General features: G+C 42.1%; 14 protein-coding genes. All 14 read left to right on the top strand.

The window, feature by feature from the left end; genetic code table 11:
* Positions 1-13: 13 nt before the first annotated feature.
* The 14 genes from dndC (at position 14) to H171_RS18205 (ending at position 20,023) form a co-directional block, all read left to right on the top strand.
* The gene (gene dndC, locus H171_RS18270; RefSeq protein WP_100306405.1) at positions 14-1,564 is read left to right on the top strand and encodes a DNA phosphorothioation system sulfurtransferase DndC; all 1,551 of its coding nucleotides are present in this window, start codon (positions 14-16) and stop codon (positions 1,562-1,564) included.
* The gene (gene dndD, locus H171_RS18265; RefSeq protein WP_100306404.1) at positions 1,561-3,507 is read left to right on the top strand and encodes a DNA sulfur modification protein DndD; all 1,947 of its coding nucleotides are present in this window, start codon (positions 1,561-1,563) and stop codon (positions 3,505-3,507) included. The genes dndC and dndD overlap by 4 nt, the downstream gene beginning before the upstream one ends.
* Positions 3,504-3,887: a DNA sulfur modification protein DndE gene (gene dndE, locus H171_RS18260; RefSeq protein WP_100306403.1), complete on the top strand. Its 384-nt coding sequence runs from the start codon at positions 3,504-3,506 to the stop codon at positions 3,885-3,887. Before dndD ends, dndE begins: the two co-directional genes overlap by 4 nt.
* The gene (locus tag H171_RS18255; RefSeq protein WP_100306402.1) at positions 3,887-5,038 is read left to right on the top strand and encodes a cysteine desulfurase family protein; all 1,152 of its coding nucleotides are present in this window, start codon (positions 3,887-3,889) and stop codon (positions 5,036-5,038) included. Before dndE ends, H171_RS18255 begins: the two co-directional genes overlap by 1 nt.
* A gap of 655 nt (positions 5,039-5,693) precedes the next feature.
* Entirely contained in the window at positions 5,694-6,992 is a 1,299-nt protein-coding gene (locus H171_RS18250) for an ATP-binding protein (RefSeq protein WP_100306401.1), read from the top strand.
* 39 nt (positions 6,993-7,031) lie between these two features.
* Positions 7,032-7,967 carry an O-methyltransferase gene (locus H171_RS18245; protein WP_100306400.1) on the top strand — a complete coding sequence of 312 codons (936 nt, stop codon included), beginning with the start codon at positions 7,032-7,034 and terminating at the stop codon, positions 7,965-7,967.
* 1,189 nt (positions 7,968-9,156) lie between these two features.
* Positions 9,157-10,962 (top strand): cache domain-containing sensor histidine kinase, encoded by a 1,806-nt coding sequence (locus H171_RS18240; protein WP_100306399.1) that lies wholly within the window; start codon positions 9,157-9,159, stop codon positions 10,960-10,962.
* A gap of 27 nt (positions 10,963-10,989) precedes the next feature.
* Entirely contained in the window at positions 10,990-11,724 is a 735-nt protein-coding gene (locus H171_RS18235) for a response regulator transcription factor (protein WP_100306398.1), read from the top strand.
* A 245-nt stretch (positions 11,725-11,969) separates the two neighbouring features.
* The gene (locus tag H171_RS18230) at positions 11,970-13,310 is read left to right on the top strand and encodes an ABC transporter substrate-binding protein (RefSeq protein ID WP_100306397.1); all 1,341 of its coding nucleotides are present in this window, start codon (positions 11,970-11,972) and stop codon (positions 13,308-13,310) included.
* A 90-nt stretch (positions 13,311-13,400) separates the two neighbouring features.
* Positions 13,401-14,303, top strand: a complete 903-nt coding sequence (locus tag H171_RS18225) for a carbohydrate ABC transporter permease (protein ID WP_242976994.1) — start codon at positions 13,401-13,403, stop codon at positions 14,301-14,303.
* Position 14,304: 1 nt separating this feature from the next.
* Positions 14,305-15,162, top strand: coding sequence for a carbohydrate ABC transporter permease (locus H171_RS18220; protein WP_100306396.1), 858 nt, complete (start codon positions 14,305-14,307; stop codon positions 15,160-15,162).
* 10 nt (positions 15,163-15,172) lie between these two features.
* A complete protein-coding gene (locus tag H171_RS18215; RefSeq protein WP_100306395.1) occupies positions 15,173-17,188 on the top strand; it encodes a glycoside hydrolase family 31 protein in 2,016 nt (671 codons plus the stop codon).
* Positions 17,189-17,265: 77 nt separating this feature from the next.
* A complete protein-coding gene (locus H171_RS18210; protein ID WP_100306394.1) occupies positions 17,266-17,928 on the top strand; it encodes a YesL family protein in 663 nt (220 codons plus the stop codon).
* A 16-nt stretch (positions 17,929-17,944) separates the two neighbouring features.
* Positions 17,945-20,023: a glycoside hydrolase family 31 protein gene (locus H171_RS18205; protein WP_330404261.1), complete on the top strand. Its 2,079-nt coding sequence runs from the start codon at positions 17,945-17,947 to the stop codon at positions 20,021-20,023.
* Positions 20,024-20,221: the final 198 nt, after the last annotated feature.

The raw sequence follows: 20,221 nt of genomic DNA, 5'->3' as shown, positions 1-20,221 counted from the left end.
GAGAGATGGGAAGATGGCAGAAAAGTGTGCGACCTGCGAAGTTAACAAGCGGGATGTAACGATTACTAAAGAAATAATAGTTGGATTGATGGAAACAGTAAGAAATTTATATTTGGTTGATGATATTCCATGGGTAATTGGATATTCTGGAGGAAAAGATAGCACTGCAACATTACAGTTGGTATGGCTTTCACTTAGTACTTTACCTAAAGAACAGTTAAAGAAGCCGGTCCATATCATAAATACAGATACATTAGTTGAGTCACCAGTAATTTCAAAATGGGTTCAAAATTCTTTGAATCTAATGGACAAGGCAGCTGTAGAGCAGGGACTTCCATTTTTGACGCATTCATTGACACCAGCTTATAATAATACATTTTGGGTAAATTTAATTGGAAAAGGATATCCATTTCCTAGGAAAAAGCTTCGTTGGTGTACTGACAGATTAAAAATCCAGCCTGTTAATTCATTTGTAAAGGAGAAAATAGCAGAGCATGGAGAGGTTATTATGGTGATTGGCACGCGTAAAGCGGAAAGCGCAAGGCGTGCCCAAACTATGGCTTATTATGAAAAGAAAAGAGTTAGAGAGTTGCTAAGCCCAAACCAGTCTATGGTAAATGAACTGGTGTTTTCTCCTTTGGAGGACTGGAACGACAATGATGTTTGGGTGTTTTTAATGCAATATAAGAATCCATGGGGCTATTCGAATAAAGAATTGCTTACACTTTATAAAGGTGCTACAGCGGATGGAGAATGTCCCATGATGGTAGAAAAAGGGCTCCCGAGTTGTGGGAAGAGTCGTTTTGGCTGTTGGGTTTGTACAATGGTTGAAAAAGACAAATCTATGGAGGCGATGATTGCAAATGATGATGAAAAGGCATGGATGACACCGCTTCTAGAGTTTAGAAATAAGTTTGGAGATGAGGAAAGTGATAGAGAAAAGAGAGGCTTCCGTAAGATGGCAGGATATTTGCAGGGAAGCTATAAGCAGTTACATCATGGCCCTTATTTAAAAGAAGTACGTGAAGAGTGGTTGAGAGATCTTTTGGAAATACAAAAAGATATTAACGAGAATGGTCCGAAAGAGTTTGAAAACTTAGAGTTAATCACATTACCGGAATTGAGAAATATACGAAGAATATGGGTATTTGATAAGCATGAGTTTGATGATTCCCTACCTCGTATTTATGAAGCAGTGCTAGGAAAAAAGTTTGATGATCCTGAATGGATCGCTTCAGATGCGTTCAAGAGTGAGGAATGGGATATATTGAAGAATGTTGTTTCAGAATTATACCCGGATGAAGAACTTGCATTTGAGATGGCATACAGTTTGATTGATATTGAAAATCGATCAAACAGTTTAAACCAACGAAAAGGCATTACAGATTCTTTAGAAAACATTATTCAGAGAACTTATTATAAGAATGAAAAAGATGCGACTGAATTTTACTTAAATCAAGTAATAAGAAAGAAAGAGTTAGGTGGAAAATATAATGAGAAGGTCTTGGATAGTTCATATGATGAACCTGAAGAGGATGATGAAGACGAGGATTGTAGTGAATGATAATTAAAAAATTAGTGATGCATAACTTTGGAGTGTATGCGTCCACAAATATATTGAAATTTCATGGAAATAAGCCTGTTGTGCTGATTGGTGGCATGAATGGCCGTGGAAAGACGACTATTCTTGAGGCAGTGTTACTAGCCCTGTATGGATCGAATTCATTTGCATATAGAGAAAGTAAATTTCAGACATATGGACAATATTTAAAATCATATGTAAACAAGTCCGATAATACGCTCGAATCATATGTAGAAATTGAATTTACAATGGATAGAACTGAAAGTGAAGTCTATTTCGTGCATCGTGAGTGGGAGGGTAAAGGACAGAGAGTTAGAGAACGAATATGGGTTAAAAGGAATGGAGAAGAGAATGCCTTTTTGACAGAGAATTGGCCTATGTTTGTTGAAAATATATTACCTAGTGCTTTGTCAAACTTCTTCTTTTTTGATGGAGAGAAAATTGCGGAACTTGCAGTAGAGGATACAAGTGAGCAGATGAAAGAATCTATTAAGGCTATGCTTGGAATCTCCGTTTTAGATGTATTAGAGGGTGATATAGGAAAGATTATAAGTAAGATCGGAAGAAGAAGTACTGTTAATCAGGATCTTCAAAAGTTGGAAGAATTACGTCAAGAGAAGAACGATGCGATTAAAGATTTAGAGAAAACGGATAGGGAGATTGCGGAAATTAGTCAGCAATTGATTGCTTTACAGGCTGAATTAGAAAATAAAAATACGGAATATTCTGTAAAGGGCGGAGATGTTATCGAACAAAAGCATGACTTGATGAGCCAGCGTCATGAAAATATGTCTTCTCTCATAAGCAGCCAGGAATTATTAATAGATATGGCAGGAGGTGAATTGCCTCTTTTAATGGTAACACCCTTGTTAAATGATATTCAGAAACAGGGTGAAGTTGCTCATGAACAGAAAGTTAACCATATGGCGTTGGAAAAAATTCAAAATCTCTATGATGTTTTTTCCGATAAGACTACTAATACTAGAACATTCGTTGATTTTATTAAAGAAAAAATGCTTATAGAGAATCAGGAAGATCTGTACAAGCTTTCCGATTCAACCTTATATCAAGTTATTTCATTAAATAATGGCCGACTTGAGAATAGTGCAAAAAAAGCAAAAAAATTATTGGCTGAAAAAGATCGATATCAGAGCAGAATAAAAGAAATTGATAATTATTTATCAGTGGATATTGATGAAAAGGCATTGAGTGGCTTGTTTAAAAGAATTAAGTCTCTCGAAAAAGAGATTATTGAAAAAGGAGTAGAATTGGAAAGCCTAAATAGTAATAGAAAAACATTGCATGGAGTTTCCATGGCGGCCGAGTCAAAGTTTAATAAAATGGCTGAGAGTGTTTTAACTTCTTTGGAAACAGTAGATGCTGATGAAAGAACGTTGAAATATGCGCATATGGCAATAGAAATTATTTCTTTGTATAGAATCCGGCTACAGGAAAGAAAGACAGACTTATTAGCCAAAACAATGACAGATTGCTATAAAAAATTGGCTAATAAGAAGAACATGGTAGAAAAAATAGTAATGGATTCTGAAACATTAGACTTACGATATTTGAGCGACAGCGGTGAAGAAGTTGCAAAAAAGCGATTATCAGCAGGAGAAAAGCAACTAATGGTCATTTCATTACTGTGGGCATTGGCAATTTGCTCTAAGAAAAGATTGCCGGTAATCATAGACACACCTCTTTCTAGATTGGATTCATCACATAGGCAGGCACTGGTTAAGATATATTTTCCCAATGCAAGTGATCAGACAATTATTCTTTCTACGGATTCAGAGATTGATGAAACATATTACGAGTTGATTAGGGAAAGCGTAGGAGATGAATATACCCTAAAATATAGTGATAAGGATAAAAAGACCACTATAGAATCAGGGTATTTTTCGTGGGGAGGTGTTGTAAAGTGATTGTAAAACAAATTAAGCTATCCAGTGCATCTAAGGATCGGTTAAGCAGATTAAAAGGAAAGTGCGGTATCCAGAACTGGAATGTACTTTGCAGATGGGCACTATGTTATTCGCTATCTGAAAATACAAGGCCAACAGATATCTCTATTAATGGAGATAGTAATGTGGAAATATCTTGGTATACATTTGGAGGAGAGTACAGCGAAATATATGACGCATTGATGATCGCATGGTGTAAAAAGATGGGTCTTCCTACAGATGAATATACTTTGGCGAAGTATTTTAAGTTACATATTGAGCGAGGAATCGCCTATTTGTCAGGAACAAACTTTATAAAAAACTTAGATGATTTGATGAATTTGGTCTTAGAGGGAAAATAATGAGCGTATATTTGGATTATAATGCATCTGCCCCAATTGACAACCGAGTTTTGGAGGTTATGGTGGAGGTTTATAAAAATGAATATGGAAATGCAGATAGCAGAACACATGATTTTGGTGAAGGGGCTCGTAAGGTTGTTGAAATAGCAAGAAAGCAGGTTGCTACATTATTAGGTGTTGATAGTGGAGAAGTATTTTTTACAAGTGGTGCCACGGAAAGCAATAATATTGCAATTCTTGGTTTGAAAAAATATGCTGACATAACTGGGAAAAAGCATGTAATTACAACCTCTATCGAACATAAGGCTGTCTTGGAAACGATAAAGAGCCTTAAAGATGATGGATTTGAAGTAGATATTGTGAATCCCGATGTAAGTGGAAGATTTAATGCGGATCAAATTACTAGCCTTGTACGTGAGGATACCCTTTTGGTATCAGTTATGCACGCAAATAATGAAAACGGCGTGATCCAGCCTGTTAAAGAAATAGGAGATTTTCTATCCGAAAAAGGGATATTCTTTCATGTTGATGCAACACAAACTTGTGGGAAACTTGTTCCTGAGTTAAGAGAACTAAAATATACCATGCTTTCTTTAAGTGCTCATAAATTAAGTGGCCCTCAAGGAATAGGAGCATTGATTTTGCGAAAAAAGCGTTACAAGCTCCCTCCAGTTAAAAACATAATGTATGGTGGCCAACAAGAGCATGGAATACGGCCTGGTACGACACCGGTTGCATTAGTAGCTGGATTAGGAAAGGCGTGTGAATTGGCATCATCTGAATATAATAGCAGTTGGAATAATTACAAGGAAATTAAGATGTCTATTTTGACTATATTGGAACAAACGGGATTAGATTATGTAATTAATGGCGATCAAAAATATTGTATGCCTAATACTTTAAATATAAGTATAAAAGGTGTCGAGTCGGAAGCATTGATGTTATCCTCAAAACAGTACTGTGGTATATCTAATGGTTCGGCATGTACATCAAGTGATTATAGTCCAAGCTATGTTTTGGCAGCAATGGGATTGGATATTGAAAGAATTTCCGAGGCAATAAGAATCAGTTGGGGCGCGAAGTCAGATAAGGATGAAGTTGTTGAAGGATTTAAAAGATTATTGGAAGTGGCAAGAGGATTAGTGCTTTAGGTAGAATTAATTCTGTAATTGATGATTTAATTGAGAGGGTCCTATAATGCTAGTGTTCGTTCCGCCGCTTATATATCAAATAACCAGATCATAGATAATTTGTGATCTGGTTATTTACTATTTTAAAGTTAATTTATTTACACTTTTTGACAAATTATGATATAATTTCATATAATTAAGTACTTTTAATTCATGATTATTATCATCGTATGTTTACTGAAATAAATGATGGTTACAGGATAATTACAGGATAACTACTATTTCATGAATATTCTTGTTGATGAGAGCCATGCTTCCGGAAAAATGAGAGCCACCGTTCCGGCGGTAAAGAGCCACTTTAATTTGGCTTAATTACTATCAATTATGAAACAGGAAATTTGTCAAGGCCTTGCCGCTTCTGCGGTGCGAAGCAGCCTTTACAAATTTTATGTTGAATAATAACTTTATTTTAGCCAAATCATACTTATTTGTACTGGCTCCCGTTCGCCGGACAGCTGGTTCAATAGTATCCGGAATACTCAATTTCATTTTAATTCTCCCGATTTAACGAGTGTAGGCTATGATAAAGATCAGAGATTGCTTATCCGAAATTCAATGTTAATATGGAATTTGTATATATTATATAATTTTACATAAACTAGGAGGAAAGTATGATATGAGGAGTGAAATTAATAAAGTGAAAGCTGGGCCTACAAAAGAATTTTTTGTTTCGATGATAACTAGAGATATATTGCTACCAGATGCAATAGTTGAGCTTATAGATAATTCTATAGATGGAATAAAAAGACAAAAGGTATCAAAATACAATGATTATTACATTCATGTAAATTTTGACCAAGAATCATTTAAAATAGAAGATAATTGCGGAGGAATTGATTTAGCAATTGCTACTGATTATGCATTTGTATTTGGGAAGCCGCAAGAAGCAAGAGATAAAGAAGAACGTGTTGAAACAACGGGAACCTTTGGTATTGGTATGAAGCGCGCATTGTTTAAAATGGGGCAAGAGTTTGAAGTGTCTTCTAAATCAAAAAATTCTGAGTTTGTTTTAAAAGTGAATGTCGCTGACTGGATGAAAGAAGATGAATGGGACTTTCCGCTTGTTTCGTCTGACGATACAGTCAACTATGATGAAAAGGAATGTGGAACTACGATTATAGTTACAAAATTATTTTCTGGTATCTCTCAAAGCTTTCATTATAATGCATTTATTAACGAAATTATAAACACTGTGCGACGTAAAACAAATTCTGAAATTAAGAATGGTTTAACTATAACAATTAATGGAAGTAAAATTGAAGGTTCATTTTTGTCTATTGCTATGGGCGGGAATGTCATGCCATATAAGTATACTTTTGATTCGAATAATATAACTGTTATGATATTGGCAGGTATTTCAACAGAGACTAATCCAGATAAAGCTGGTTGGTATGTATATTGTAATAATAGAGAAATATTATCTGCTGACAAAACATCGTTGACAACCTGGAAAGATGATAGCGATAATGAAGGAATAAAATATCATAATGATTATGCTACCTTTAGAGGATTTGTATTTTTTACAAGTAAATATCCAGAAATGTTACCATGGAACACTTCCAAAACGGGAATAGATAGCTCATCAATGATTTATAAAGAAACTCGTCCTCACATGATAGATGCATTCAAAGTAATAACGGCTGAATTAAAAAAACTAGCAAAACTTGATGAGGAGATCCGTACTGCTATTACGCAAGATTTGAAAAAACAAACTCCAAAGGAGATTCACTATTATGCTGCGACAGAAATCTCGAATAGAACGAATATTTCTTTTATTGATCCATATATAAGACAATTTGAGAATGAAGCAAGTAAAATTCCTATGACAACTATCTCCTATAAGGCTGAACTGGAATTAGTTGATAAGGTAAAAAAAGCCTTAGATGTTAGCAAAATAATAAAGATGTTGGCTTAAAGACATTTGAGTATTTCGTTGAAATGGAGGAAATCTAAAATGCCTGATACAGACATGAAAATTAATTATTATATACGACAACAAAAATCAATTGAAAGACGAATGTTTTGTCAACTTTTTAGTAGTGTAAATAGAATCTTTAATCTACATGAGTTCCAATATATCGGTATGGGGGCAAAATATTTTGCAGATTTTTTATTGTTTCATCGCGAGTTTGGCTTCCAAAAGATGATAAGCATTGAAGCTGACATAGATAATAAGGAGAAATATGAGTTTAATAAACCGCTAAATTGCATAAATATGGAGTATGGACTTTCTAGTGATGTGCTACCTAAACTTGATTGGATACAGAAAATACGTTCCATTATTTGGTTAGATTATGATAGTCCACTTTCAAAATTTATGTTGGAAGATATTGAAACTATTATTTCCAAAGTTTCAACTGGAAGTATGTTTTTTATCTCTTTCAACTCAGAGTGGCCAAGGAATGCCAGTAACAGAGAACCTTTTTTTAAGGATAAACTGGAAGAGTATTATCCGTTCAGTCTCAGTAGCCGTGATTTTAACAATAAGAATAAACATCAAACACAATGTAAGCCAATAAATAATACTATTGATAACGCTGTGTCATTAAGAGGCGGGATGTCATACGTGCAATTAGTGGATTTTATTTATAAAGATGGCTGTGAAATGACTACCATTGGTGGGATTATTTTGAACGAAGATGATATGAGTAGTTTTAATAAATTAGACTTTTCTCATCTAGATTTTGTAAGAAAAGATCGAGGTACAGATGCCTTTAGTCTAGTAATTCCACCACTAACATATAAAGAAGCAATAAAGATATTTGAACAGTTACCTTGTGATGATTTATCAGCAATAAAAATTCCTGGGCTTAATGAAGATCATATAAATCAGATTGCTAAAATTTATCGATACTATCCTTTTTATTTGGAAACATCGCTTTTTACATGAGTACGATACATAGATCTTTTTATTAATAATGATATTAACTAAAAGAAATGAATGAATTAAATTACATTAATAGACTTTGAGTTTTGTTTGCCCCCCGCTTGCGCAAATCCATCCCGGCACGCCAAACCCTCCTTTTTCCTACGTTTTTTGAGCGATCTCCAGTTCAAATCTAGTTGTCTCCTCTCTCAGAAAGTCCTTCAAACCTTATAAGGGTTTGAGGGACTTTTGCTATTATAAAAAAGTTGGTGCAAATTGGTGCAATCATATTTTCTAATAATTAATTATAGGAGGCTCGAAAATTTGTATACTTCATATGTATAATTTCTATTTTTCAGAATGACAATGCAGTTCGGGTAACTATAATATTAATGTCAATTTTTGAACTGCCTGAACTACCATTCAAAATTGTAAGACTGAATTGTATAGATACAGATTTGCTATTAATTTATTTATTCATTATGGGTAGTGCATAAAACCTCTGCGGATTGGAAATTAAGTCCAGTCCGTAAGGAGTTCTTTTTTTACCGCATAAAGCCGAACAGAAAGCATGTTCTCATTTTTTTCAGAGAAACGAATGGAATAGTTCGGTTTATATTATTGAATAGTAAGCGTCAAATATGTTGGTGTATATTTTTTTACTTTTATTTATGAGATAATGTTTCTAATTCTAAAAGTCTTAAGGAACTTAAGTACCTTAAGGGATTGGAGGTTTATCTATGGTTCACTTAACTGTAGCAGCTGATTCCCAGAAACTCAGCCTTTGGATTGAACGGATTCAGGAATGCATGGCAAGCAATCAGAAAGTATCTGATTGGTGAACCGCTCATGCTGACGGTAGAAAATCCTATTATTACTGGATTTGCAAGAACAAGCGTGAAGCGTTTGATGCAATTCTTGCAGAAAAAGATAAAGTTTCAACAGTTACCTCCCAGCCTTCTATGTTTGCTAAAGTTCCGCATACAACTGCCAATTTCGCTCATCAACCGCTGTCATCATCAGACTTGGAAATAGGAAATCCAGATCTTTACCTGTATGTGATATACGTCTTGCATAAATTGGTTCTCTGGCAGAATATGCCTGTATTGACAACCGCGGGCCGGCAGACCTATAATTTAGGCAGACGTCCCTTGAGATATGAAAAAATCGACAAGCCTGGAAAAAGGAGAAAAGGAAACGGGTAATCGTACGGATGAGCAGAATAAAACTATTTTTGCACTATTTAAGAACCCATATCTGGATTCAGATAAGCTTAATTTTTATGATGTCCCTGGTGATGATTATTTTTTGTTATCAGGTCTATATGAGAAAGGCTTATGAGAATTTCCTGGTGAAAAAGAACCATCTGATGGAATCTGCTGTGCTGGACGCTATGCAGATGAATATTGACTATACTATGATGGAATATATCAATATGGGGGTTCAGATTGCCGTTGCCCCGGCTGTTTATGATCTGGCCGGCAGGCTGACGGGGACACGGGAAGACCCGGAACGGGATTTCATGATACTGAAAGCAACCTTTGCAACCATGGCCAATTATTCCAAGAATGTGATTAATATTTCCGTTGCTTCGGAAGAGGGGGAAGTCTATCAGTATGACCGTCTGTATCAGATTGATGCCATCATGTGGAGGCCGAAGGACTCCGGTTTTTTAAAGGAGATGTATAAGAAGCTCTATGAGCGGGCCAATGACAGCATAGTGCCTAAGTATCTGGTGAGTACGGAACATGGCAGTCACCCGACGAACGAAGAACCGGTATTCCATATTTTCTATCCGATTGTTGGTAAGGAGAACAGTTTTTCCAAGATGCACGGGATGCTCTGCGTGACCTTTCGGCTCGATATGCTTCAGCCCTTTATGGATATTTTATCAGGGGAGGAGGGGACATACTCGCAGGCATACGTGACGGAAGAGGGAGGAAGGATCATCTGCCACTCCAATCCAGAATATACGGGAAAACCTGAGTCGGTGTATCGGGAGGACGGAATGCTGTTTATCATGGACAAACCTCTGGAAAAGGTGAACTGGCAGCTGCACGTTTCCCTTGATAAGGATCAGTTAGACAGAAGTGTGATGGGAATTATTGCTCAGGGGATGGGAGTTTATGTCTTTCTTCTTCTTGTGGTGGCTGGGATATTTTATATGATTATCGGAAAAGTGAATAAGCCGCTGCGCAGTATTGAGACTGCTATGGAGCTGACCGCCTCTGGCAGTGAAAAGTTATGCAACAAGGTTGTTGTGGAAGGCGAACACGAAATCTGGCAATTGGCCATAGGATACAACGATATGATAGACAAGCTGGTAAAGCAGGAAAAAGAGGTGGAGAAAAATTATCAGTTGTGCATAACAGCAATGGAACGGCAGCATCAGGCGGAGCGGGAAGCCCTGGAGACTCAGATCAACGCTCATTTTCTGTGCAATACCCTAGGGACAATCAACTATGAGGCTATGGAGTGCGGCAATTTTAAGGTCTCAGAACTGATAAAGAAGCTGTCAAATATTCTGCGTTACACATTTGACCAGAAGTGCCAGAATGTATACATGTACCAGGAATTTGCTTGGATTGAGCAATATTTGTTCCTGCAGAAGGCGCGTCTTGAGGATGTCTTTGATTATGAGGTGGAGTTTCCGGAAGAATGTGTCAACTGGAGCTGCTGCAAGCTGATGCTTCAGCCATTTGTGGAAAATGCCATCCTACACGGGTTTGAAGGCAGAGAGAGCGGCGGGACGCTGTCCATTCAGGCCCGAAAAGAGGGGGAGCGGCTGACTGTTTCCATCAGGGATAATGGCTGCGGTATCTCTCCGGATAAGTTGGAGCGGATTCGGAAAGTCCTGACGGGGGAAGAAGGGGTAGAGATGAAGGATATCGGAATCGGGATACGGAATGTGGCCGCCAGAATGCGTCTGTTCTATGGGGCCGGGATTTTGCTGGAAGTCACTTCGGCAGAAGGGGAGGGGACTGAGTTCCGGTTCTTTATCCCTGAAGTAAAAAGGTAACAGGCAAAAGCGGGGAGGTATATTGCCATGAAGCTGATGATTGTTGAGGATGAACAGCGGGCGAGACGGGGACTGAAGAATATTATCTTATCTATTTCCCAGGAAGATGAGATCGTGGCAGAGGCAGCTAACGGAAGAAGTGCTCTGGAGCTGATTAAGACTGTGAAACCAGATGCAGTATTTACGGACATTAAGATGCCGTTTATGGACGGACTCACACTGATTAAAGAAGTGCGGAAACTGGGGATGGATACAAAATTTGTGATTATCAGCGCCTATGAGGAATTTGAATATGCAAGACAGGCGATTACGTGCGGCGTATCGGAGTATCTGGTAAAACCTCTGATAATGGAAGACATCCGAAAGGCCCTCGACGCTGTCCGCGACAGAGGGGAACAGGATAACTGCAAGGTAAGTCTGTCTGAGTGTTATCCGGAAGTCCATCCGATTATCTTAAAGGCATTGCGAAAGATTGAAAATGAGTATTCGACACCCGTGAACCAGAAGGATATGGCAAATGATTTGGGGATCAGCCCGGAATATTTTTCAGGGCTGTTCAGCAAAAATATGGGAGAATCTTTCGTACATTTTCTGAGAAATTACCGTATTGAGATAGCAAAATCCCTCTATCTCCACAGTGACATTCCGAGAGAGGAAGTGCCTTTTAAAGTAGGATTTGTAGATGAGAAGTATTATAACCGGGTTTTTAAGAACGCTACAGGGATGAGCGTAGGGGAATATATTCGTGAAAACAGAAGATAGCAGTGCAAGGAGAGGAGATGGATTCCTGATTCAGGGGATCCATTTTCTGATTTATGGGGCAAATTAGGAGAAAGTTATATTAAAATCATGCTAAAATATTAAAATTTTATCTTAAAAATAGGGCCGTATCTTAAAGATATCGGTTAATTTTTTTGGGGGGATTGTTTATAATGGTCATATCTTAAATGACGGTCAAAAAAAGCATTCCGGAGTCGTCCGGCGGCAGAAAAAGGAGGAAATAAGATATGACAACAGGTTGGGGAAAGTTGGCAGCGGCTTTGACAACTGGATTACTGGCAGCAGCAGTGCTGGTTGGATGTGGCAGCAAAAGCAGTAACAGCAGCGACGGCGTGACAAGCGCGGCTTCAGGAGGAAAAAGTACGGAGCAGGCAAAGGCAGAAACGAAAGGCAGTGGAGACCGAAAAGAGATATCCATCTGGCATTATTTCGAACATGAGGCAGCAGCTTTGGAAAAGGTTGCGGATAAATATAACGAGTTGCAGGATGATGTCCACATTACATGTACGTATGTATCCCGGGATGAGCTGATGAACCAGTACACGATCGGCGCGGTATCAGGGGAACTCCCGGATATCGGTATGGTAGATTCTCCAGACATGGCTTCTTATATATCTCTGGGAGTTTTTGAAGATATCGACGATGAATTGAAGGCCTGGGGAGATTTAGACCAGTTTTATGAGGGTCCTCTAAACAGCTGCCGGGATTCGGAAGGAAGGCTGCACGGTATTCCCAATAATTCCAACTGTCTGGCGCTGCTTTGCAATATGGATATCTTAAATGCTGCGGGGATTAAGGAGCCTCCGACCACCTGGGACGAGTTCTATGAGGTGTGTAAAGCGACTACAAATCCGGCGGATTCCGTATATGGATTTGCAATGTGTGCGGTTGGCAATGAGGAGGGAACCTTCCAGTATATCCCCTGGCTCTATGCGGCGGGCGCAGACGTGACGACCCTCACTTCCCCGGAGGCGGCCGAATCCCTTGATTTTCTCGCAAAGCTTGTGAATGAAGGATTGATGAGTAAGGAAGTCGTAAACTGGGGACAGGGGGACGCGCTGAACGCCTTTGCGGCGGGAAAAGCTGCGATGCTGGAGTCCGGTACCTGGCAGATTGCTCAGTTTGATAGTGGTGATGTAAAGCTGGACTGTAATTACCAGTACGCCATGCTTCCTAAGGGCAAGCAGAACGCCTCGGTTATCGGCGGCGAGAATTTTGGCGTATGTACCGGTACAGAAGCCAAAGAGGAGTGCGTGGAGTTTTTAAAATATATGATGACTGCGGAAAATAACGCGGACTGGTGCGAGATTGCCGGCAAGCTGCCAGTAAGGGGCGACGCCACTAAGCTGAAGGATTTCTGGACGGAGGACGCCCGTTATGCGGTATTCAATGAATCCATGGATTATGCGGTAGCGCGAGGCCCTCACGAGTCCTGGCCGACCATATCAGAAGCGATCTATACGGCTGAGCAGTCCGTGCTTCTGGGAGAGAAGACGGGCACGGAGGCTATGGCCCAGGCCGCAGGAATCGTGGATCCAATTCTGGCTGACGTCCCTATTGCAAAATAGGAGTCAGCAGCAAATGATCGTTACAGGGGGCGTTGCTGCGCCCCCTGTATGAAAATGGCATAAAAGTTTGAGAGAAAGGAGTGTGCGGTCTTGAATAGAAAAAAGATGACAATAGCCGAAAAGAAGACGCTTGAGGGCTTTGGTTTTATTCTGCCTGGATTTTTTTACGTCATGTTGATTCTTGGCTATCCGCTTGTCTATAACGTAATTCTGAGTTTGAAAAACACGAACGTTAAGAATTTTGCGAAGGGAACCTCTGAATTTGTGGGATTTTTGAATTATATCACACTGTTCCACGATCCTACATTTTTACTGGTCTTAAAAAATACGTTTATTTTTACGGTGTTCTGTCTTGTCATTCAGTTCACCATTGGATTCATGTTTGCTCTGTTCTTTTCCCAGCAATTTACGCTGTCGGGGCCGATTCGCGGATTAATTCTGGTTGGATATATGATGCCGATGTCTGTCACCGCCATGCTGGGAAAGAATTTATTCGGGGTATCGGAGGGCGTCATCAATGATCTGTTCTTAAAGATCGGATTGATTCAGCAGCCGTTGGAATGGCTGGTGGGAGGAAGCACAGCTCTTGCCGCGGTTATCGCGGTCAACTGCTGGGTCGGCATTCCATTTAATATGCTGCTACTGACCTCGGGCCTGACTGGCATTTCACAGGATGTTTATGAGAGTGCTTCCATGGATGGGGCGAACAAAATTCAGCGTTTCCGATACATAACACTCCCGCTGATGAAGTCTTCTATTTTAGCAGTGCTGATGTTAGGATTTATCTATACCTTTAAGGCGTTTGATTTAATGTTTATCATGACAAGCGGCGGACCGCTGAACGCCACGGACGTCCTGGGGACATACGCTTACAGCCTGTCATTTACTAAATATGAATTTTCGTTGGGTTCTGCAGCGGCTATGGTGCTGTTTGCCTGCCTCTTCGTCATTGGATTGTTCTATCTGCGGCTGATAACAAAGGAGGATGATTAGTATGGGAGAAAAAATCAGATATGCCGTGTGTACAAGCAGCGGCAGAAAAGATGTTTTAAACTGCCTGCTGGCGATATTAATTGCAGTGATCTTCCTCTTCCCGATCTACTGGCTGCTGTCCATGTCCTTCAAGACAGACGGGGAGTCTTTCGGGAAAATAGTGACGTATTATCCCCACACATTTACGCTTGAGCCATGGATTAAGAACTTCTCCGACAAGGATTTCCTGTGCTCTTTAAGGAACAGTTGCCTGATTGCTTTGCTGTCTATGACGATTTCTATCTGCTTCGGTGTGCCGACGGCGTATGGGATGGGGCGGTATAAGGTGCCGGGAAGCGAAGGCTTTCTGCTGGCCTTTCTGGTGACCCAGATGATGCCTGCCTCCCTGATGCTGACTCCCATGTATTTAATCTTCAACAAAATCGGTCTTTTGGGTACGTATTTAGGCCCTGCGCTGGCAATCTCTTCGGGATCGATCCCATTTATTGTGGTGACACTGAGACCGTATTTCAAGGGGGTTCCCACGTCCTTGGATGACGCTGCAAGAATTGACGGCTGCGGCGTGGTCCGCTCATTTTTTTCTATCATGATACCGGCAATCAAGACCGGTGTGATCACGGTGGTAATTATCTCGTTCTTGAATGGCTGGAACGACCTGGTCTATTCCATGACCTTTAACGTCAAGCCGGAGATGCGCCCGCTGACTGCCAATATCTATAAGTTCCAGAGCAAATACGGAACAAAATGGAACTGTATCATGGCGTACGGCGCGATTCTTGTCATACCGGTTGTTCTGCTATTTGTATTTCTGCAAAAATATATCGTCAGCGGCTTAACAGCCGGAGCGGTTAAAGAATAGGAGGAAAGAAATGTTGAAACAGAATGGAAATGCAGTTATAAGGAGGCAGGAAAAAGAAATCCTGCAGATTGAGCCGTGGGGGCCCAATGCCCTACGGGTCCGCGCTACCCAACTTTCTGCAATTAAGGAGGAAGAATGGTCGGCTCTGTTGGAACCGGAAAATGAGGAATTAAAAATCAGCATCGTGCTGGACGGCATGGGTGCCAGGATTGAAAATGGAAACATTCGATGTGAACTGATGGCTACCGGGAAGTTAAAATTTTATAACCGGAGAGGCGAGCTGCTTTTGGAGGAATACGACAGAAACCGTTTCCGCAAGGAGATTAAGGGGGAATTTAACAGCGCTCTGGAAATTGATCCCAGGACCTTTGAACCAATCACGGGTACGGATAATTACCGTCTAAAAGTCCGGTTTGAACCGAGTGACGGAGAGAAAATCTACGGCATGGGCCAGTATCAGCAGCCATATCTGGATGTAAAGAACTGCCGTCTTGAGCTGGCGCACCGCAATTCCCAGGCAAGTATCCCCTTCGCACTTTCCAGCCGCGGCTACGGATTTTTGTGGAACAATCCAGCCATTGGCAGCGTTACATTCGGAAAGAACATCACGGAATGGACGGCGGAGTCCACAAAGGTAATGGACTACTGGATTGTGGCTGGGGATACTCCTGCTGAAATCGAGGAGTCTTACGCGAATGCGGTAGGTAAGGTACCGATGATGCCGGATTACGGCATGGGCTTCTGGCAGTGCAAGCTGCGCTATCAGACGCAGGAAGAGCTTTTAGAAGTAGCGAGGGAGTATAAGAAGAGGGGCATTCCACTGGATGTCATCGTCTGCGACTATTTTCACTGGCCCAATCAGGGGGACTGGAAATTTGATGAGGATTACTGGCCCGACCCTGAGGGCATGGTGCGTGAACTGAAGGAGATGGGGATCAGGCTGATGGTGTCTGTCTGGCCAACCGTTGAGGAAAGCAGTGAAAACTATCATAAGATGTTCCGGGAAGGATATTTAGTCCGCAGCGAGCACGGAAAAGCGATCGGTCAGTTGGGTAATGCGGCATTTTTTGACGCCACGCATCCGGACGCGCGCAGCTTCGTGTGGGAGAAACTGCGCCGGAATTATTATGACAAAGGAATTGAGTTGTTCTGGCTCGATGAGGCGGAGCCGGAATTTACCGGGTATCAGTTCTCTCATTACCGGTATTATCAGGGAACCGATTTAGAGACAGGTAATATTTATCCGAAGGAATATGCCAGGATGGCGTATGAAGGCCTCCGGCAGGCGGGACAGGAAAATATATTGAGCCTGCTGCGTTGTGCATGGGCCGGAAGCCAGAAATACGGGGCGCTGGTGTGGTCCGGGGATATCGATTCATCTTTCCGCTCACTGCGCAGCCAGCTGGCAGCCGGGCTCAACATGGGACTGTCCGGAATTCCGTGGTGGACGACAGACATTGGCGGATTTCACGGAGGTAATATACACGATGAAGGATTTAGAGAAGTGTTTGTGCGCTGGTTTGAATTTGGCACCTTCTGCCCTGTCATGAGGCTGCACGGATACAGAGAACCCATCAAGGAGCCGATCGGTACTGCCGGTGGAGGAAAACACAACAGCGGAGCGGAGAATGAGATCTGGTCCTATGGAGAAGAGATTTACGCTGTCTGCAGGAAATATATTTACCTGCGGGAGAAGATGCGGCCATATATTACGGAACTGATGCTGGAGGCCCACGAAAAGGGAACACCAGTGATGCGCCCTCTTTTTTATGACTATCCGGAAGACGGCCGATGCTGGGAAATTGAGGATGAATACTTATTCGGCCCGGACGTTCTGGTTGCACCGGTTCTCTGCGAGGCTGTGACGGAGCGGAAGGTCTATCTGCCGGCCGGCCGCTGGAAAAACTTAAATGATGCTTTGGTATATGAGGGGGGAGAGGAAATTATAGCAGCGGCCCCCATTAACGCTATCCCGGTGTTCGTAAAGGAAGGGACGTTGGACTATCTGTTCGAAACCGCAAAGTGATGCGAAACTGCGGGGAATTATTGCAAGAGCATCACATGGGACTCCGTGGAAGGCAGCGATGAAGGAGACGATAGGATATGGAGAAAATCAGAAATAGGTTTGGAAGCAAAGGGTTATTCTCCTACGGAGGAGACTACTTTTACTACATGGAGAAGATCTTTGATACGGCGGCGCTTAACCTGCTTTGGCTGCTGTTCTGCTTGCCTGTGATTACCGTCGGCGCTTCTACCGCGGCGCTGTATGATACGGTCCATAAACAGGGAGTGCAGGATAAGGGGTATGTTGTAAAGGTGTTTTTTCGATCCTTTGGGCGGAACTTCAAACCTTCCTGTGGACTGTGGGGAATTTTTGTGGCTGCGGCTATCATTTTTCAGCTCAATCTTGGGATTGTTTCGGCAAAGATGGAGGGAGACGGAGCTGTTTTTCTGCTGCTTCTGTACAGTATGTGCCTGGTTTTTGCAATAGGGACGCAGCTTTACGCATTTCCTGCTCTTTCCCGTTTTTCCATGCCCGCGGGGTGGATTCTGAAAGTTTCCATTTATATGTGTCTCCGTCATTTACCGCGCACCATACTCCTGGTACTGGTTACGGCGGTCAGTGTCATGCTTGTCTGGTGGTGTTTTCCGCTTGTTCTGCTTCTGCCGGCCCCTGTCCACAGGATATATCATTGTCTGATAGAACCGGTATTGGCGGAACACACACCGCAGAGTAAAAAAATTCATTCATATTCAGTTGAGTAAAAGGAGGATCACGCAGATGGACCAAAAAGAGGAGATGCAGAAAATGGAGAAAGCCGGAGATTTCCGTTCCCATAACCGGTTTTTACTGGGGTATTTTGAAGAGAAGGACGGGGCGCTCTATTATCGCTATGACGCGGAACGTTTAATTGTGGAGCCATGGGGGGCCAATTCTCTGCGGGTGCGTGCGTCAAAGATGGCGCAGATGCCGGAGGAGCTTTGGGCGCTGGAAGGAAAGCCGGAGTTTTCAGGATCGAAGGTGACAATTCATGATTATACGGCAGAGATCACGAATGGAAAAATTAAAGCGGTTATCAATAATATTGGAAAGCTTTCTTTCTATAACCAGAAAGGGGAACTGCTTCTGGAAGAATACGTACGCAACCGGGAGGATATGTTTGCCGATACGTGCAGTTCCCTGGAGATTGAGGCTCGAGAATTTAAGCCGATTATCGGCGGGGATTACGCCTTGACAATGCGCTTTGTATCTGACCCTAAGGAGAAAATCTATGGGATGGGGCAGTATCAGCAGAATTTTCTGGATTTGAAAGGTGCAGATTTGGAACTGGCGCACCGAAACTCCCAGGCCAGCGTACCGTTTGCCCTTTCCTCGCTGGGGTATGGTTTTCTGTGGAATAACCCGGCAGTCGGGCGTGTCAATTTCGCCAGAAATATTACTACATGGGAAGCGATGTCCACGAAAAAGCTGGACTATTGGATTACTGCGGGAGACTCTCCTGCAGAGATTGAGGAGGCGTATGCGAACACCTCGGGGAAGGTGCCGATGATGCCGGAATATGGTCTTGGATTCTGGCAGTGTAAGCTGCGCTATCAGACGCAGGAAGAACTTCTGGAGGTCGCCAGAGAGTATAAGAGACGGGAGCTTCCCATCGACGTGATTGTCGTGGACTTCTTCCACTGGCCCAAACAGGGGGACTGGAGGTTTGATCCTACGTACTGGCCGGACCCGGACGGCATGATTGCGGAACTGAATGATATGGGGATCGAACTGATGGTATCCGTATGGCCAATGGTCGATTATTTAAGTGAGAATTTCGAGGAGATGAAGGCGAAGGGTCTGCTGACCCGGGTGGAGAAGGGCGTGCGTATTGACAATGTCTATATGGGCAACACGATCCAGTATGACCCCACAAACCCTGAGGCGCGGGATTACATCTGGAAGAAATGCAAACAGAATTATTATAATAAGGGTGTAAAGATATTCTGGCTGGATGAAGCAGAACCGGAATACTCCGTCTATGATTTTGAAAACTACCGCTATCATTTGGGGCCGAATGTGCAGATCGGGAATATTTACCCGGCGATGTACGCAAAGACCTTCTTCGACGGGATGCGTGGGGAAGGACAGGAGAATGTGGTAAACCTTCTGCGCTGTGCCTGGGCGGGCAGCCAGAAATACGGGGCGCTGGTTTGGTCCGGCGATATACATTCTAGCTTCGACAGCATGAAAAATCAGGTTGCAGCCGGACTCAACATGGGTTTGGCGGGTATACCATGGTGGACTACGGATATAGGAGGATTTTTTGGAGCCAACATTACCGACGAGAAATTCCATGAGGTGCTGGTACGCTGGTTTGAATATGGAACCTTCTGCCCTGTTATGCGGCTTCACGGTTATCGGATGCCGTATCAGCCTCAGCAGGGGACTACCGGAGGGGCAGCATGCGTGTCTGGCGCGCCCAATGAGATCTGGAGCTATGGCGATAAGGTGTACGAAATTTGTAAGAAGTACTTATGGATTCGTGAAAATATGCGCCCCTATACGCGGAAGCTGATGAAGGAAGCTCATGAAAAAGGAACCCCTGTGATGAGGCCGCTGTTCTATGATTTCGCAGAGGACTATGCATGCTGGGAGACAGAAAATCAATATATGTATGGCCCGAATGTCATGGTAGTGCCGGTTATGGAGGCAGGAGCTGATAAGATCAGTGTCTACCTTCCAAAAGGTGCAGTATGGATGAATATCTGGACGAAGAAAACGTGGGAAGGCGGTCAGAGTATCGAGGTAGAGACGCCGTTGGATCAGATGCCGCTCTTTGTGCGGGACGGATTCGTTCTGGATGTTTGTGAACCATAAAACCAGTTTTTCCTGAAATTAATGGAATCATTATATGATACCCGGGAGGGGAGCGGTTTAAGAAGAATCATGACCATTTCTCTCCTGTTTTCAGTTCTATATGCGTTTAGGGTCCACCGTTTCTCCGTTAAGCCGCAGCAGGCGTTGGGAAAGACCTTAGCCTTACCCATCTGTGCCGCATTATTTTTAATCAAGTTA

Origin of the sequence: [Clostridium] celerecrescens 18A (assembly GCF_002797975.1) — a bacterium.
Taxonomy (GTDB): Bacteria; Bacillota; Clostridia; order Lachnospirales; family Lachnospiraceae; genus Lacrimispora; species Lacrimispora celerecrescens.
Note: the sequence above shows the minus strand (reverse complement) of the source record. Positions and strands in the feature narration are given on the sequence as shown.

Coding starts and splice junctions, on each gene's coding strand:
- dndC (WP_100306405.1), top strand. CDS start 14: ATGGCAGAAAAGTGTGCGACCTGCGAAGTTAACAAGCGGGATGTAACG.
- dndD (WP_100306404.1), top strand. CDS start 1,561: ATGATAATTAAAAAATTAGTGATGCATAACTTTGGAGTGTATGCGTCC.
- H171_RS18255 (WP_100306402.1), top strand. CDS start 3,887: ATGAGCGTATATTTGGATTATAATGCATCTGCCCCAATTGACAACCGA.
- H171_RS18250 (WP_100306401.1), top strand. CDS start 5,694: ATGAGGAGTGAAATTAATAAAGTGAAAGCTGGGCCTACAAAAGAATTT.
- H171_RS18245 (WP_100306400.1), top strand. CDS start 7,032: ATGCCTGATACAGACATGAAAATTAATTATTATATACGACAACAAAAA.
- H171_RS18240 (WP_100306399.1), top strand. CDS start 9,157: ATGAGCAGAATAAAACTATTTTTGCACTATTTAAGAACCCATATCTGG.
- H171_RS18235 (WP_100306398.1), top strand. CDS start 10,990: ATGAAGCTGATGATTGTTGAGGATGAACAGCGGGCGAGACGGGGACTG.
- H171_RS18230 (WP_100306397.1), top strand. CDS start 11,970: ATGACAACAGGTTGGGGAAAGTTGGCAGCGGCTTTGACAACTGGATTA.
- H171_RS18220 (WP_100306396.1), top strand. CDS start 14,305: ATGGGAGAAAAAATCAGATATGCCGTGTGTACAAGCAGCGGCAGAAAA.
- H171_RS18215 (WP_100306395.1), top strand. CDS start 15,173: ATGTTGAAACAGAATGGAAATGCAGTTATAAGGAGGCAGGAAAAAGAA.
- H171_RS18210 (WP_100306394.1), top strand. CDS start 17,266: ATGGAGAAAATCAGAAATAGGTTTGGAAGCAAAGGGTTATTCTCCTAC.
- H171_RS18205 (WP_330404261.1), top strand. CDS start 17,945: ATGGACCAAAAAGAGGAGATGCAGAAAATGGAGAAAGCCGGAGATTTC.